At 44.5% G+C, this 15,568-nt stretch carries 17 protein-coding genes; 4 read left to right on the top strand and 13 right to left on the bottom strand.

Annotated elements, in window-relative coordinates:
- Positions 1–2 precede the first annotated feature (2 nt).
- The 13 genes from PR809_RS06530 to napF all read right to left on the bottom strand — a co-directional run bounded on the left by PR809_RS06530 (position 3) and on the right by napF (position 11,074).
- On the bottom strand, positions 3–1,073 hold the full coding sequence (locus tag PR809_RS06530; RefSeq protein WP_102139970.1) for a cytochrome c-type biogenesis protein CcmH: 1,071 nt from the start codon (positions 1,071–1,073) through the stop codon (positions 3–5).
- Complete coding sequence (dsbE, locus tag PR809_RS06525; RefSeq protein ID WP_004262204.1) at positions 1,070–1,627, bottom strand: thiol:disulfide interchange protein DsbE; 558 nt, start codon at positions 1,625–1,627, stop codon at positions 1,070–1,072. The genes PR809_RS06530 and dsbE overlap by 4 nt, the downstream gene beginning before the upstream one ends.
- A complete protein-coding gene (locus PR809_RS06520) occupies positions 1,624–3,555 on the bottom strand; it encodes a heme lyase CcmF/NrfE family subunit (protein ID WP_102139971.1) in 1,932 nt (643 codons plus the stop codon). Before PR809_RS06520 ends, dsbE begins: the two co-directional genes overlap by 4 nt.
- Positions 3,552–4,043, bottom strand: coding sequence for a cytochrome c maturation protein CcmE (gene ccmE / locus PR809_RS06515; protein WP_036958480.1), 492 nt, complete (start codon positions 4,041–4,043; stop codon positions 3,552–3,554). Before ccmE ends, PR809_RS06520 begins: the two co-directional genes overlap by 4 nt.
- Complete coding sequence (gene ccmD, locus PR809_RS06510) at positions 4,040–4,252, bottom strand: heme exporter protein CcmD (protein WP_004262214.1); 213 nt, start codon at positions 4,250–4,252, stop codon at positions 4,040–4,042. The genes ccmE and ccmD overlap by 4 nt, the downstream gene beginning before the upstream one ends.
- Positions 4,249–4,989: a heme ABC transporter permease gene (locus PR809_RS06505; RefSeq protein WP_195697564.1), complete on the bottom strand. Its 741-nt coding sequence runs from the start codon at positions 4,987–4,989 to the stop codon at positions 4,249–4,251. Before PR809_RS06505 ends, ccmD begins: the two co-directional genes overlap by 4 nt.
- 197 nt (positions 4,990–5,186) lie before the next feature.
- On the bottom strand, positions 5,187–5,825 hold the full coding sequence (gene napC, locus PR809_RS06500) for a cytochrome c-type protein NapC (RefSeq protein WP_102139974.1): 639 nt from the start codon (positions 5,823–5,825) through the stop codon (positions 5,187–5,189).
- Positions 5,826–5,834: 9 nt separating this feature from the next.
- The gene (napB, locus tag PR809_RS06495; protein WP_004913351.1) at positions 5,835–6,284 is read right to left on the bottom strand and encodes a nitrate reductase cytochrome c-type subunit; all 450 of its coding nucleotides are present in this window, start codon (positions 6,282–6,284) and stop codon (positions 5,835–5,837) included.
- Entirely contained in the window at positions 6,281–7,144 is an 864-nt protein-coding gene (gene napH, locus PR809_RS06490; protein ID WP_102139975.1) for a quinol dehydrogenase ferredoxin subunit NapH, read from the bottom strand. Before napH ends, napB begins: the two co-directional genes overlap by 4 nt.
- Positions 7,131–7,841 carry a ferredoxin-type protein NapG gene (gene napG / locus PR809_RS06485; protein WP_102139976.1) on the bottom strand — a complete coding sequence of 237 codons (711 nt, stop codon included), beginning with the start codon at positions 7,839–7,841 and terminating at the stop codon, positions 7,131–7,133. The genes napH and napG overlap by 14 nt, the downstream gene beginning before the upstream one ends.
- 6 nt (positions 7,842–7,847) lie before the next feature.
- A complete protein-coding gene (gene napA / locus PR809_RS06480) occupies positions 7,848–10,334 on the bottom strand; it encodes a nitrate reductase catalytic subunit NapA (RefSeq protein WP_206276922.1) in 2,487 nt (828 codons plus the stop codon).
- A complete protein-coding gene (napD, locus tag PR809_RS06475; RefSeq protein WP_181490085.1) occupies positions 10,315–10,593 on the bottom strand; it encodes a chaperone NapD in 279 nt (92 codons plus the stop codon). The genes napA and napD overlap by 20 nt, the downstream gene beginning before the upstream one ends.
- On the bottom strand, positions 10,583–11,074 hold the full coding sequence (gene napF, locus PR809_RS06470; RefSeq protein WP_004262238.1) for a ferredoxin-type protein NapF: 492 nt from the start codon (positions 11,072–11,074) through the stop codon (positions 10,583–10,585). Before napF ends, napD begins: the two co-directional genes overlap by 11 nt.
- Positions 11,075–11,879: 805 nt before the next feature.
- Here napF and nrfA point away from each other — a divergent pair.
- From nrfA to nrfD, 4 genes are read left to right on the top strand one after another with little or no spacing between them, the layout of a single operon-like run.
- The gene (nrfA, locus tag PR809_RS06465; RefSeq protein ID WP_102139979.1) at positions 11,880–13,313 is read left to right on the top strand and encodes an ammonia-forming nitrite reductase cytochrome c552 subunit; all 1,434 of its coding nucleotides are present in this window, start codon (positions 11,880–11,882) and stop codon (positions 13,311–13,313) included.
- Between the two features lie 47 nt (positions 13,314–13,360).
- On the top strand, positions 13,361–13,930 hold the full coding sequence (gene nrfB / locus PR809_RS06460) for a cytochrome c nitrite reductase pentaheme subunit (RefSeq protein ID WP_102139980.1): 570 nt from the start codon (positions 13,361–13,363) through the stop codon (positions 13,928–13,930).
- Positions 13,927–14,598 carry a cytochrome c nitrite reductase Fe-S protein gene (nrfC, locus tag PR809_RS06455; RefSeq protein ID WP_206277060.1) on the top strand — a complete coding sequence of 224 codons (672 nt, stop codon included), beginning with the start codon at positions 13,927–13,929 and terminating at the stop codon, positions 14,596–14,598. Before nrfB ends, nrfC begins: the two co-directional genes overlap by 4 nt.
- On the top strand, positions 14,595–15,551 hold the full coding sequence (gene nrfD / locus PR809_RS06450) for a cytochrome c nitrite reductase subunit NrfD (RefSeq protein ID WP_166265501.1): 957 nt from the start codon (positions 14,595–14,597) through the stop codon (positions 15,549–15,551). The genes nrfC and nrfD overlap by 4 nt, the downstream gene beginning before the upstream one ends.
- Positions 15,552–15,568 lie beyond the last annotated feature (17 nt).

The following is a 15,568-nucleotide window of genomic DNA, read 5'->3' as shown; positions in this document are numbered from 1 at the left end:
ACTTACTTATCGGAAGGCTGCCCTTTCTTTTCATGCACCATCATCAGAGCTTGTTCAACACTGCGCTCGATAATAGGACGACGTTGATCATTCTCTGGCAGCAGTTTTAGCATCATTTGCCAAGCAGAAATGGCTTCAGCGTAGCGTTCTTGCTCAAATGCATTGAATGCAAAAATACTCAACGCTTTCACATTAGTGCGGTCTTCTGCGATCAGCTTTTTAAGTAATTCTGCACCTTGGCGGTTATCTTCAGGATCAGAAGAGCGCGTCAAAACCTCCGCATATCCCATCACTACATTTTCATTTTTAGGGGCTAGGCGATAAGCACGGCCATAGGCATCGGTTGCCATAGTAGCATTCCCCAACACCATACCAATACGGCCTAGCATTTCCCACGCTTCTACATTTTGCGGGTCTTCCTGCAGTCGAGTGCGTAACCCTAAAGCAAGGTGTTCCATTTCCGCATTATTGAGTGGCGGCTCAGATGGGTCTAGTGCTCTATCTAACAAAGCAGGGGCTTGTTGATAGGCATTATTCCAATCTGCCACTTTCTCGTAACTGCCTACCTGATAATAAGCCCCACCCGCAACACCTAATGCGATGATAAACCCGGGTAAATAAACCCAATTGCTGGTACGAGAGGCCTCAGGCAATGCTTCCTCATCACCCTGCTCAACCTGTTTTAATCTAACGCGTTTTTTAGAACGGGCAAAAATGATCCAGCCGCCTACCGCTATAGCAACAAATGGTAACCCCCATAGCATCACCGTGAGCGGTGTCAGAGGTGGGTTATAAGTGACGAAGTAACCATAGCGAGCAACCATATAATCAACGATTTCATCGCGGTTTTTGCCTTCCTTCATTAACTCATACACTTTTTGGCGCAAGTCCAGTGCAATCATTGAGTTAGAATCCGCAATACTGTTGTTTTGACATTTAGGACAACGCAGTTCTTCGGTTAACTTACGGAATTGCTGCTCTTGCTGTTCATTATCGAAAGTAAACACTTCTGTCGATGCATATGTCACCGTTGCACTTAACGCTAACATCAATAAACCCAATAAATACCTCATTGGTTCGCCTCCTGATTATAGCGCTCCCAAAGGGGTTTAAATTCTTTTTCCCAAACGCGCTCGTCCATTGCCCCTGCGTGACGATAACGGATCACTCCATTGCCATCAATTAAGAACGTTTCAGGTGCACCATATACCCCTAAATCAAGGCCTAACATACCTTCACCATCAAATAAACTCAGAGCATAAGGGTTACCCAACTCACGTAACCACACAATGGCCTTATCCCGTTTATCTTTATAATTCAACCCGACCACACGGACACCTTGTGCAGACAATTTATTCAAATATTGATGTTCTGCACGGCATGTTGGGCACCATGTCGCCCAAACATTCAACAAGATAGGTTGCCCTTGTGTTAGCACATCCGATTCATAATGTTGACCGGGGTTTTCTAGTGACTCAAGGCGAAAAACGGGCACTGGCTTACCAATTAAAGCGGATTCTAATAAGCGAGGGTCATCCCCTTCTGCATTACGCATCAATTGCCATAACAGAACCGCAGCAATTCCTGCAAAAATAATAAAAGGAATTAAGAAGACTTTGCGGTTCATGCTGTTTCCCCTTGTAATTTACGACGACGATAACGTGGGTCAAACAAGCAAAATAACGCACCGATAGCCATTAATACGCCACCAGACCAGATCCAACGAACAAACGGTTTATAATACAAACGCATCGTCCACGTATCTTTAGCAATTTCCTCACCCAATGCGGCATATAAATCGCGAGTAAAACCGCCATCAATCGCGGCTTCGGTCATAACTGCTCGGCTAACGCTATAAAAACGTTTCTCTGGCATTAAAACACCGATGACTTTGTCTTTCTCTTTCACTGAAATACTGCCAATAACGCCTTGGTAGTTAGGGCCATCAGCCTCTTTTACCCCATTAAATACAAAGGTATAAGCACGAATTGAAATGCTATCGCCCGGCTTCATTTTCACATCACGCTCAATACTGTAATTTTGGCTAAAGGCAATACCGACGATGGTTACCGCTAAACCTAAGTGCGCCAGTACCATTCCCCAATAACTTGGCGTGAGCTTGATTTTCTTACTGATGCGCACTCGCATTTCCGCGAACGCAAGAATAGCTATCCAGCACGCCATCATTAAGCCGACAACCGTCAGCGCTTCTACCCTATCTTCCATTAATAATGGCAAGGCAAAAGAGAGAATAACGGTTAATACCGTTGCAATGATTAATAATTTTTTGATAGCCGCAGGGCGGTCACGCCCCCAGCGTACGAGTGGGCCAATTCCAAGTAACAAGGCAAATGGCACCATCAACGCGATAAACATGGTATTAAAGAACGGTTCACCAATGGAAATCGTACCCAGACCAATTTGTTTATGGACCAACGGTAGCAATGTACCGAGTAACACGACTAACATCGCTGCTGTTAGGATAACGTTATTGCCCAATAACATGGATTCACGAGACCATAGCGCATTGTTAACTCTTGAGCGTACTTTGTGCCCACGCAGTGCAAACACCAATAAAGAGCCGCCAATCACTAACACCATGAAGGCTAAGATGAATAACCCCCGAGATGGGTCTGAGGCAAAGGCGTGTACAGAAACCAATACCCCTGAACGGACTAAGAAAGTCCCGAGTAAACACAGTGAGAAAGCAAAAATCGACAATAATAGTGACCAGGCTTTAAACGTGGCTCGCTGTTCAGTAACGGAAAGTGAGTGGATCAATGCCGTCCCCACTAACCATGGCATAAAGGAGGCATTTTCCACTGGGTCCCAGAACCACCAGCCTCCCCAGCCTAATTCGTAATAGGCCCATGCGGAACCTAGCATGATCCCCAGTGTTAAAAAGAACCATGCTGCCATCGTCCAAGGGCGAGCGAAGCGCGTGAAAGAGCTATCTAACCGGCCACTTAACAATGCCGCAATCGCAAAGGCAAATGCCACTGAGAAGCCGACATAGCCCATATATAACAATGGTGGGTGGAAAATCAGCCCGGGGTCTTGTAGTAATGGGTTGAGGTCACGCCCTTCAATCGGAAAGGCGGGCAGCGTGCGAGAAAACGGATTTGAAGTGAAGATGATAAACAGTAAGAAACCAACGCTAACCATCCCCATGACGGCCAAAACACGGGCGACAATGTCGAGAGGCATTCGGTAACTGCAAATTGCTACCGCAAATGTCCAGCCGCTCATTAATAATACCCAAAGTAATAATGAGCCTTCGTGAGCTCCCCATGTTGCAGCAACACGATACCAAATTGGCAATTGCGTATTCGAGTTATTGGCAACATAAGTGACTGAGAAATCATTAACAACAAAGGCATTCACTAATACTAGGAATGCCCCTGTTACACAGAGAAAAAGTAACCATGCTAATGGACGCGATGATGCCATCAGGCGGGCATCATTGCGAGCCACTCCCCATAGCGGGTAAAAAGACAGCAAAACGGCAAGACCTAATGCCAAACACAGTAAAACGCTACCAATTTCAGGGATCATGATGCATTGTCCTTATAGGCAGCAGCTGGCCTGCGATGGTTTTCCTGCATCGCCTTTTCAACCTCTGGTGGCGTATAGTTTTCATCATGTTTAGCAAGCACTTCTTTCGCTAAAATATGATTATTCTCTTGTAATTCCCCTTGAACAACAACACCTTGCCCTTCTTTGAATAAGTCAGGCAAAATTCCATGATAACTTACGTCCACTTCACCTTCGGCATCATAAACCGTGAAAGTGATATTGACGGCATTAGAGACAGGGTCAGAATCACGTACCACACTACCGGGCATCACCATGCCGCCAACGCGCAAACGTTGCCCAACTTCAGGGATTTGCTGAGTTTCCCGCTTACCGTAGATGATTTCACCGGGGGTATAAAACAAGTCAATACTTGAGCGCAATGCGTAGAGAATCAATGCGAGGGTTAACCCCACGCCAACCAATATGGAACAGATCAACCAAAGTCGGTTACGACGACGAATATTCACACTCCCTCCCTACGCGCTCTTGCTGCTTTTTGTCTTACTTCACGAGCTTGCTGTTGAATAATTGCATTTATTATCATTTTTCTTTGTATGTATGTATGCAAACAGAGTAACAAAATAGGTATTAATGTCAGCGCAACTGCCAGCCATACATAAAAACCATAGCCGCCCATCGCCCAAAACTCACTCCAAGATGCAAATGCGCTAGTCATGATTGACGTCCTTTTTTATTCACAATATCTAATACCCATGGACGGTTACGTTCTAACATCAATAATTGACTACGTAAACGGATTAACGTTAATGAGATAAAAAGAAACAGGTAACCAAGGATAGCTAAACGTAGTGGCGTACGCATTACAGGATCGATGCTTTCTTGCATACGTGTAGATGGTTGGTGCAAGGTTTGCCACCATTCAACTGAATAATGAATGATAGGTAAGTTAATCACACCAATTAATACTAAAATTGCAGCGGCCTTTCCTGCTGTACGGCGGTCATCAAACGCATGCCATAAAGCAATAATCCCCACATACAGAAAAAACAGAATTAATTCAGAAGTTAAACGTGCATCCCATACCCACCATGCCCCCCACATTGGTTTACCCCATGTCGCACCGGTAACCAATGCGATAAAGGTAAATACCGCCCCGACAGGCGCCATTGCAGCTATCGCCAATTCAGAGACTTTCATTTGCCATACGAGACCGACAAAAGCGGTGATCGCCATGGTGGCATAGATCCCCATTGACCACATTGCAGCAGGCACATGGATATACATAATACGATAACTTTGGCTTTGGACTTTATCGGTTGGCGCAAAGCCAAATCCCCAAATCCATCCCACTGCTAAACAAATTACACTCAATATGATAAACCACGGTATTAGACGCCCACATAACCGGTAAAGGTTAACTGGGATGGCAAGTTGATGAAGCTTTTTCCACATAGTTTAATTACCCTGATTTATTATATTGTTAGTAAATGCTGCGCGACAGAATCATACAATACACATTAAAAAAGCAAATATATTGATTTAACACAAATATAACTTAGGCTGATCATACTCAAACGCATAACCAGCCTATTTATTGATCATTACTTATAATTCATCGGTATAACTCATCATAAAATGATTACCTTAAATTAAAAGCCAGGTTCAACTTCACGCATGTCCGGCAACTTATGGGCGATCCCTTTATGGCAATCAATGCAGGTTTTGCCATCCGTGATGGCTTGGTCATGCATTTTAGCTGCAACCCCTTTTTGTGCCGTGAAATCCATATACTCAAAGTTGTGGCAGTTACGACACTCTTGTGAGTCGTTATTTTTCATCCGTCGCCACTCGCTTTGCGCCATCGCTAACCGATGGTCTTCAAATTTTTGAGGCGTGTCGATGATGCCAAAAATTTTTCCGTATAACTCCTTGCTCGCTTGAATTTTACGCACCATTTTGGGGCCGAACTCATGCGGTACGTGACAATCTGGGCAAGTTGCACGGACACCACTACGGTTAGTATAGTGAATAGTATCCATATATTCTTCATAGACATTCTCACGCATTTCATGGCAGCTAATACAGAACTCTTCCGTATTGGCCATTTCCATACCCGTATTGAAGCCGCCCCAGAAGATAACACCACTCACGAAACCAATCAGTAATAAGGTTCCTAATGCTAAACGGCTTGGCCTACGCCACCACCGCCATACTCGGCCGATTAGCCCAAACAAACCCTTTTTCTTCGGCTTGTCATCATGTGTTTGCTTATCATTGTTATTTGACATAATTCCCCCTTATTTCCCAAAACCTTTGGATGGGGTAAATGTGTTATCAACAATCGGTGCTGTGTCTGATTGCGGCACGTGGCACTGTAGACAGAAGTAACGGTTTGGTGCGACTTCGCCGAGGACTTTGCCTGTTGCATCCATAAAGTGCGTTGGGCTAACTCTTGGTGCCCCTGTGGTACGATAATTTTCCACGCCATGGCATTGCAAACAACGATTAGTATTAGTGGTAATTTGATAACCTTCAACACTATGTGGGATCATTGGTGGCTGATTCACATAGTTTAATGCCATTCTTTCTTGCTCTTTCGGAATATGAATGCTTCCTTCTGACGTACCGGATACTTCTGGTGATTGGGTCAGGTCTACACCATTAGCAGCCCAAACAAGACTGCTTACAACAAAGGCCATTCCAGCCACCCAACGGCTGATCGTCTTTTTCAGGACAGGATTTTTCATGATTTCGCTCCCGAACTCCATCTTAGTGTTATTTTAAAAACATCCTCAGAACAAACATCGATGCAACGACCGCAAGTGATGCAATCCTTATCTGATATCTGCGCTGGAGCTTGTTTATCTAGGACCGGTGCGCGCAGAACTTGCGGCTCCGGGCAAATGTGGAAACAGTCCATACAACGGCTACAGTTTTCTTTATTTTCCGCTGTAACAACCAATGCGCCTTTACACCCAGCTACGCCATATAGCGCACCTAATGGGCAAAGGTGACCGCACCAACCATGTTCCACAACTAATAAATCGAATAAAAACAGTGCAACTAAAACCAATGCACCGCTGCCAAAACCAAAAATTAAACTGCGCCCCATTAATGAAACGGGATTAAGCCATTCCCAAAGTAAGGTGCCTGTAATCGCAGAACCGATCAGGATCACCACCAGCAATACATAGCGAATATTGCGGGGTATGGTTGCAGACTGGTTAAAATCAAACTTACGTCTTAACCACGCTGCGGCATCCGTCACGGGGTTTACAGGGCAGACCCAACTACAGAAAATGCGCTTACCCAACAGTGCATAAACCCCAAATACGATAGCAGCCCCAATTAGCGCGGAGATCCCCGGTAAGTAACCACTTGCTAAGCTCTCTAACGTAATTAAGGGATCAGTCAAAGGTACGGTGTCTAACAATAAGCTACTGCTGTAGTTACCATGTAAAATCCACACCCCAAACCAAGGCCCACTTAGGAACATCGCTAACACCAGCAATTGGCTTATGCGTCTAAACACCAACCATTTGTGGCTTTGCCACCAGCCTTTTTTTGCCTGAGCTTCACGTCCGGCATCACGTTTACGATTCGCCATTGTTACCCTCCAGCCAACCAAAGCGGTAATGGTGCCCTAACTCACCTTTTGCCAACGACCTTGGTAATACCTTGATAGCTGCCTCTTCCAATACACAGGCTTGTTCACATTTACCGCATCCGGTGCAGTAGTTGCTATTGACTGTGGGTAAGAAGCGCGCGTGCTTACCGGTTCGGTGGTTTTGTTCCAGTTCCAATGTGATGGCTTCATCAATCAGTGGACATACGCGGTAGCATACATCACACCTTAGCCCTTGAAAATTCAGGCAGTTTTCCTGATCGAGTAAAACGGCTAACCCCATGCGTGCATCGTTAATCGACTCAATGTCTTTATCCAATGCGCCACTTGGGCAAACCTTAGCGCAAGGAATGTCCTCACACATTTCACACGGGTTTTCTCGAGCGATGAAGTATGGCGTTCCAGAAGCCAAGCCTGATGCCAATGTCGCTAACTTCAACATGTCATACGGGCAGGCTTGAACGCATTGCCCACAACGGACACATGCACTGGCAAATGTTTTTTCATCAAGGGCGCCCGGCGGGCGGAGCTTGACGCCACTCGCACGGGAAGTTTGTTGCTGAAGCCCCAGCACCACACCAACAGCCGCCAACCCGCCCGCAGTGCGGGCGACATCGCGTAAAAAGCGACGACGGCTGTTCTGGGACTTAGCCTGTTGAGACTTAGCTTTCTGGGGCATGAGCAATTACACCTTTTCCAGTTTAACGGCACATTTTTTGTAATCCGTTTCTTTTGAAAGCGGATCGGTTGCATCCAGTGTTAAGTTATTCACTAGCTGCGCAGCGTCAAAGAACGCCATGTAAACTAAGCCTTTTGGTGGTCTGTTACGGCCGCGTGTTTCAACAATTGTTGTCACATCACCACGACGTGAAACCACTTTGACTTTATCACCACGGCGTAAACCTCTCTCTTTTGCATCGATTGGATGAATAAACACTAGAGATTCAGGGAAAGCACGGTGTAATTCAGGAACACGACGAGTCATACTACCGGTGTGCCAATGTTCTAAAACACGACCTGTTGATAACCATAAGTCATATTCTTTATCTGGCGATTCAGCAGCAGGCTCAAATGGCAGTGCAAAAATTACCGCTTTACCGTCGGGTTTACCGTAGAATTGATAGCCAGCACCAGCTTCAACATAAGGGTCATTTCCTTCGCTGTAACGCCACTGAGTTTCTTTGCCATCAACCACTGGCCAACGGATACCGCGCGCTTTGTGATAGTCATCAAAATCCGCTAAGTCATGACCATGACCGCGACCAAAGCCTGCGTACTCTTCGAATAGCCCTTTTTGTAAGTAGAAGCCTAATTCACGTGATTCATCGTTAAGTTGGTCTTCTGCTAACTCGCTCACAGGGAACTTCGTTACCGCTTGGTTAGCGAATAACACGTCATACAACGTTTTACCGCGTAATTCAGGTTTTTTCGCGAGTAACCCTTCAGGCCACACTTCATCCGTTGTAAAGCGTTTAGAAAACAGTACCATCTGCATTAAGTCAGATTTTGCTTCGCCTGGTGCCTTAACTTGTTGGCGCCAAAATTGAGTACGACGTTCCGCATTACCGTAAGCCCCTTCTTTTTCTACCCACATTGCCGTCGGTAAAATCAAGTCAGCGGCTAACGCACTGACCGTTGGATAGGGGTCAGAAACCACGATAAAGTTGCGTGGGTCACGCCAACCAGGCATACGCTCTTGGTTGATATTCGGGCCCGCTTGCATGTTGTTGTTACACATAACCCAGTAAAAATTCAATTTACCGTCTTTTAAAGCACGGTCTTGGGCAACGGCGTGTAAACCGACTTTTTCAGGGATCGTCCCCGCGGGTAGTCCCCACACACCTTCGACTTTCTCACGGTGTTTTTCATTGGTAACCACCATGTCAGCAGGTAAACGGTGCGAGAACGTACCCACTTCACGTGCAGTACCACACGCGGATGGCTGGCCTGTTAATGAGAATGGCCCACAACCCGGTTGAGAAATTTTGCCTGTCAGTAAGTGCAGGTTATACGCTAAGTTATTTGCCCAAACACCACGAGTGTGCTGGTTAAAGCCCATGGTCCAGTAAGAAACCACTTTAGTTTTAGGGTCTGCGTAAAGTTTAGCTAACTCTTCTAACTGATCTTTTGGAACACCCGTCATTTCTGCGGTTTTGTCTAAAGTATATTCCGCAACAAAAGCTTTATATTCATCCCACGTCATTGGCTCAGATGCATCAGAACCTGCATTTTTCGCGTTTTGTTCGAGTGGGTGAGTTGGACGTAATCCATAACCGATATCTGTAGCACCACGACGTAAATTCACGTGTTTATCGAGGAATTCCTGATTAACTGCATTGTTTTGAATAATATAGTTTGCAATATAGTTCAGGATCACTAAGTCAGATTGTGGTGTAAAGACGATGCCGTTATCTGCTAATTCAAAGCTACGGTGTTTGAAAGTCGATAACACGGCAACACGCACGTCAGGGTTAGACAAACGGCGGTTAGTAATACGAGACCACAAGATTGGGTGCATTTCTGCCATGTTTGAGCCCCAAAGGACAAACGCGTCAGCATGCTCAATGTCATCATAACAGCCCATTGGTTCATCCATACCGAAAGTACGCATGAAGCCCACTACCGCAGAAGCCATACAGTGGCGTGCATTAGGGTCTAAGTTATTAGAACGGAACCCACCTTTGAACAGTTTTGATGCTGCATAGCCTTCCCAAACTGTCCACTGGCCCGAACCGAACATACCGATCCCTTCTGGGCCTTTTTCTTTTAATGTGGTTTTGACTTTTTCTTCCATAACATCAAAGGCTTGTTCCCACGTGATCGGTGTAAACTCCCCATTTTTGTCATATTCACCGTCTTTCATACGCAACATTGGCTGCGTTAAACGGTCTTTTCCATACATGATTTTTGGTAAGAAATACCCTTTGATACAGTTTAAACCACGGTTTACTGGCGCTTCTGGGTCACCTTGGCTGGCCACAATGCGACCATTTTGAGTTCCCACCAGTACCCCACAGCCTGTCCCACAAAAACGGCAAGGGGCTTTGTCCCATTTAATACTTTCTTGTTGACCAACCACTGCTTTCGCAATGCTCGGTGCGCCAATACCTGCCGCCGCAGCAGCGGCCGCTATCGCATTGGCTTTCATAAAGCTACGACGACTGAGTTTCATAATCTTCCTCACCTTGCTCTTCCTGCTGGTGGTAAACCAGCGAAACATCTAGTACGCCGTCAATATCGCGTACTAAATCAATAGTATCTAACAACGTTCTACTACCTTGCCCTTCAACAACCACAATCAGCTTTCCGTTTTCTGGGGCGCTTAACGCCACCTCACAATTAGAAAATTGATTAATTTCTTCGGCCACAGTAGACAGTCGCTCACTTTTTACTTGTACTATTAAACTGCACACTTGATAGTTACTGTGCATGTTCATGCTCCACGGTAATGGCTGAAACTGGGCAACCTGCTACACAAGCACCACAGCCTGTACAACCTGGTGTTTCTACTTTTGGCTGGTATATACCTGCCATTGACGGACGAAAAGAGATGACTTCAGGCTCACAACTGTCTTGGCAACGACGACATTCAATCGAAAGATAAGCAAGACAATTTTGGCCAATCGAAATTGAGATATCCCAAGGTTGGGAATGTTTTGGAAGGAAAATAGGTTCTGGACATGCTGTTGCACATGCATAGCAAAATGTACATTCACCACGCTTAAAATCAACAACAGGGTAGCCCCCTGCTCCCGGTTGGATAATTGCCGTTTCGCAACTCTCAACACAGGCATTGCAACGGGTACACAATTCAATAAATTGCGTTTCACTACCACTCCATGGCGGCCGAACCACTGGAGCCGCGCTGCGCCACGCACCAGTTAATACTCCCCGACGGGTGAGATCAACCATGTTTTTTTCCTTTACATTGCCAACAAAAAAACTAAAACGTATTGATAAACCGCATTTTTTATATGTGTATTTATGAGAAATATTAACGATAGCAGCTATAAAAATACATACTACCAAGTAGGTAAAAGAGGTAATTCCCCGTATACGACTAGAAATAACCAGATTTACGCTATTTGCTATGCATGACCTCAAAACAGCCTTAAAATGATAAAGGAATAGGGGTTTTTAATTATTTATTAACATTTTTTTAATGTGGATTATTAATTTAAACTCAATTTTTAATTTTTTAAATTATAACATCAACCAAAAACTACCACTAAAGTGGTATATGCAATGTCATTTAGCAAAAAAATATATGCATTTTTTTTGATATTAAACAAATTTTGTTTGTCACTTTTTTTTAAAAATAACCCAGAAATATTAAAGATAAAAAATTAATTAAAAATCAACAAACTACAACAAGCAAATGTAGAATGTCAAAATAAGAATCATTACTAATTAATTATTGGAACTAACAATTTAGAACTATTAAAAAATAACTATATCAATTTCAATAATACCTATTTTTTATTATTTTTTCACATTCTATTTCCTTATTCCAAATTAACTCTTGATCAAAAACAATATTTTTAGTGTGGTTTTTTGTTACACATATAAATTGGCAATGTCTTGATAGTCTCTGTGCGCTTACTATCAAACCTAAATAACAAAAAGATACCCAAAATAGTTCGAGTCATAGGTCACAATACAAAAACAACTCGAAAAATGAAGGGATGACTGGCTAAAATTACTCGAGGCCCTTTTTATGGCAAACATAAGAAATAATGCACTATGCTTATTGAGTCTGGTTGCAGGAATATTTCTCTTTACCTCTGTTCATGCTCAAACTCCTACCAAAGATAGTACATCCACTATTAACGCTCGAAATGAAACTTTCGAAGCTGCTCACCCTGATCAATACCACTCTTGGCGAGCAACATCCGAGCAATCAAACCGTGAAGATGCATTAGCGGAAGACCCTCGCTTAGTCGTACTTTGGGCTGGATACCCATTCTCACGCGACTACAACAAACCACGTGGCCACGCTTATGCCATTATCGACGTCCGTGAAACCTTACGAACCGGTGCACCGAAAGACGCCCAAGATGGCCCGCTCCCGATGGCATGTTGGAGCTGTAAAAGTCCCGATGTGGCGAGGCTAATCCAAGAACATGGCGAAGATGGCTATTTCGAAGGTAAGTGGGCAAAAGGTGGCCCTGAAGTGGTTAATGTTTTAGGCTGCGCTGATTGCCATAAAACAGATTCTGCAGATTTTGCAAAAGGTAAACCAGAGCTAACGCTTTCTCGCCCTTATGCGGAGCGTGCAATGGAAACGATTGGCAAACCGTTTGATAAAGCCAGCCGATTCGACCAACAGTCCATGGTGTGTGGCCAATGTCACGTGGAATATTATTTCTCTGGCGATAAAAAAGCCGTGAAATTTCCATGGGATAACGGCACCAAAGTTGAAGAGATGGAAGTTTACTACGACAATGTTGGTTTCTCTGACTGGACCAACTCATTGTCGAAAGCACCGATGCTGAAAGCTCAACACCCTGAATATGAGACTTGGAGTGCAGGTATTCATGGCAAAAATAATGTGACCTGTATTGATTGCCATATGCCAAAACTGCAAAACGAAAAAGGCGAACTGTATACCAGCCATAAAATTGGTAACCCATTCGACAATTTCGAACAAACCTGTAGCACTTGCCATACCCAGAGCAAACAACAGCTGCAAGATGTCGTTGCTGAACGTAAAGTCGCTATCCAAGAGATGAAAATCAAAGCGGAAGACCAATTGGTTCGAGCTCACTTTGAAGCGAAAGCCGCATGGGATGCAGGCGCAACAGAAGATGAAATGAAACCAATCTTAACGGATATTCGTCATGCACAATGGCGTTGGGATTTAGCTATCGCTTCCCACGGTATTCATATGCATGCACCAGATGAAGGCTTGCGCATGTTAGGTGGTTCGATGGATAAAGCCGCAGATGCACGAACCAAACTCGCTCGTCTATTAGGTTCAAAAGGCATCACCCATGAAATTGCCATTCCAGATATTTCAACTAAGGAAAAAGCGCAACAAGCTATCGGTTTAGATATGCAAAAAATCAATGCGGAGAAACAAGAGTTCTTAAAAACTGTGGTTCCGCAGTGGGATGAACAAGCTCGTAAAAATGACCTATTAGCCAAATAACCATGATTTGCCCCAAATAATGGGGCAATACAACCAATGGAGTGAATATGAGCGTACTACGTTCGTTATTAACTGCTGGGGTGCTGGCAACAGGCTTATTATGGGCAACAGCCGCATCCACAACCCCACAAATGGCCCAAGAAAATGCAGAAGGCCGTTGGGTTGTTACGCAGCAACGCAGTGCTGACAAAGCCTGTTTAGACTGCCATAAGCCTGACCAAGAAGGCATGCATGGTACCCACGCAGAAGTAATTAACCCTAACAATAATTTACCCGTAACTTGCACCAATTGCCACGGTAACCCAGGGCCTGATCACCGTGAAGGCGTCAAAGATGTCATGCGCTTTAACAACCCAATGTATACCGTTGAGCAACAAAACAGTGTCTGTCTATCATGTCACTTGCCAGAACAACTGCAAAAAGCGTTCTGGCCTCATGATGTCCACGTCACCAAAGTGGCCTGCGCAAGTTGCCATGACCTTCACCCGAAACAAGACACCATGAAGGTACTGACTGATAAGGGCAAAGTAAAAATCTGCGTCGATTGTCACTCAGACCAACGCAATAACCCTGATTTCAACCCGGCAGCGGTGAAATTGCGTAAGGAGCAGCCATGAGTTGTTCTCGTCGTCAATTCATTATTTACTCAGGAGCACTGGCGGCGGTAGGAGGAGTTGCTAGCCATGCGCTAGCTAACACCATGAAAATAGATGGCGTTCGCTACGGCATGGTGCACGATGAAAATCTGTGCATCGGCTGTACGGCGTGTATGGATGCATGCCGAGAGGTTAACCGAGTGCCGGAAGGTGTTTCGCGATTAACTATCATCCGTAGTGAGCCTATTGGCCAGTTTCCTGATGTTAAATACCGTTTTTTTCGCCACTCCTGTCAACATTGTGAAAGTGCACCTTGTGTCGATGTTTGCCCTACTGGTGCCTCTTTTATTGATAAAACGACAGGGATTGTTGATGTCAACCCCGACTTATGTGTCGGCTGCCAATATTGTATTGCGGCCTGCCCTTATCGCGTCAGGTTTATTCACCCCATCAATAAAACCGCAGATAAATGCGATTTCTGCCGTAAAACGAATCTAAAACAGGGTAAGCAGCCGGCTTGCGTCGAATCTTGCCCGACCAAAGCATTAACCTTTGGTAATTTAGATGACCCTAAGAGCGATATTTCGTTGATGCTAAAAGAAAAACCGACTTATCGATTCAAAATTGCACTCGGTACTCACCCCAAAATGTATCGGGTTCCGTTCAAATATGGGGAGGTTAGCCAATGACAACAGCTTCTGCTTTCCATTTTGAATCCTTAGTGTGGGACTGGCCCATTGCGGTTTACTTATTTTTAATTGGTATTTCAGCTGGGCTCGTGGTGCTTGCGGTGCTTATGCGCCAGTATTATCCCACTGCGGCTGGCAGTGATAGCACAATCATGCGCACAACACTGATTTTGGCGCCGACCACGATCATCTTTGGGTTATTGATCTTAATTCTCCATTTAACGCGTCCATGGACGTTTTGGAAATTAATGTTTCATTACAGCCCAACTTCAGTGATGTCGATGGGGGTGATGTTATTCCAAGTATATATGGCGGTACTTGTTATTTGGCTGGCTAAAATCTATGAAAAAGAGCTCATTGTTTTACAGCAAAAATGGCTGCCAAAATTGACGCTGATCCCAAGAGTATTAACCCTACTAAACCGTGCGATGCGTTTTCTCGATATTGTAATGCTAATATTGGCTGTTTTGCTTGGGGCTTATACTGGTTTTTTACTTTCAGCATTAAAATCTTATCCATTCTTAAACAACCCATTATTACCGGCTTTATTCCTATTCTCAGGAATATCTTCAGGTATCGCGGTATCGTTAATGGCAATCGCATTGCGCTATCGTAAAAATATCCATAATACTGAAACCGCATTTTTACATCGTATCGAAGGCTTTGTGATTTGGTTGGAGATATTCCTATTAGCGGCCTTTTTCGTCGGGCTAGCATTAGGAGACGATGGGAAAATTCGCTCATTAATTGCCGCATTAGGTGGTGGTTTCTGGACTTGGTGGTTTTGGATTGGCGTTGTTGGGTTTGGTTTTATTATTCCTCTTCTATTCAAAAAATGGATGGATAAAGGGCAAGGTGCAGTAAGAGTATTGATTATCAGTGGTGCAAGCCTACTGGGTGTCTTCTGCTTACGCTTTTTTGTGTTATACGCAGGGCAGTTGACCGTTGCATAATTCACTCAACAATAAGG

This window comes from Providencia sp. PROV201 (genome assembly GCF_028479545.1).
In the GTDB taxonomy this organism is placed as follows: Bacteria; Pseudomonadota; Gammaproteobacteria; order Enterobacterales; family Enterobacteriaceae; genus Providencia; species Providencia huaxiensis.
This window is presented reverse-complemented; position numbering and strand designations above follow the sequence as displayed.

Excerpts from the sequence above, each read along its gene's own strand:
- PR809_RS06530 (WP_102139970.1), bottom strand. The coding sequence starts at position 1,073 with ATGAGGTATTTATTGGGTTTATTGATGTTAGCGTTAAGTGCAACGGTG.
- dsbE (WP_004262204.1), bottom strand. The coding sequence starts at position 1,627 with ATGAACCGCAAAGTCTTCTTAATTCCTTTTATTATTTTTGCAGGAATT.
- PR809_RS06520 (WP_102139971.1), bottom strand. The coding sequence starts at position 3,555 with ATGATCCCTGAAATTGGTAGCGTTTTACTGTGTTTGGCATTAGGTCTT.
- ccmD (WP_004262214.1), bottom strand. The coding sequence starts at position 4,252 with ATGACTAGCGCATTTGCATCTTGGAGTGAGTTTTGGGCGATGGGCGGC.
- PR809_RS06505 (WP_195697564.1), bottom strand. The coding sequence starts at position 4,989 with ATGTGGAAAAAGCTTCATCAACTTGCCATCCCAGTTAACCTTTACCGG.
- napC (WP_102139974.1), bottom strand. The coding sequence starts at position 5,825 with ATGTCAAATAACAATGATAAGCAAACACATGATGACAAGCCGAAGAAA.
- napB (WP_004913351.1), bottom strand. The coding sequence starts at position 6,284 with ATGAAAAATCCTGTCCTGAAAAAGACGATCAGCCGTTGGGTGGCTGGA.
- napH (WP_102139975.1), bottom strand. The coding sequence starts at position 7,144 with ATGGCGAATCGTAAACGTGATGCCGGACGTGAAGCTCAGGCAAAAAAA.
- napG (WP_102139976.1), bottom strand. The coding sequence starts at position 7,841 with ATGCCCCAGAAAGCTAAGTCTCAACAGGCTAAGTCCCAGAACAGCCGT.
- napA (WP_206276922.1), bottom strand. The coding sequence starts at position 10,334 with ATGAAACTCAGTCGTCGTAGCTTTATGAAAGCCAATGCGATAGCGGCC.
- napD (WP_181490085.1), bottom strand. The coding sequence starts at position 10,593 with ATGCACAGTAACTATCAAGTGTGCAGTTTAATAGTACAAGTAAAAAGT.
- napF (WP_004262238.1), bottom strand. The coding sequence starts at position 11,074 with ATGGTTGATCTCACCCGTCGGGGAGTATTAACTGGTGCGTGGCGCAGC.
- nrfA (WP_102139979.1), top strand. The coding sequence starts at position 11,880 with ATGGCAAACATAAGAAATAATGCACTATGCTTATTGAGTCTGGTTGCA.
- nrfB (WP_102139980.1), top strand. The coding sequence starts at position 13,361 with ATGAGCGTACTACGTTCGTTATTAACTGCTGGGGTGCTGGCAACAGGC.
- nrfC (WP_206277060.1), top strand. The coding sequence starts at position 13,927 with ATGAGTTGTTCTCGTCGTCAATTCATTATTTACTCAGGAGCACTGGCG.
- nrfD (WP_166265501.1), top strand. The coding sequence starts at position 14,595 with ATGACAACAGCTTCTGCTTTCCATTTTGAATCCTTAGTGTGGGACTGG.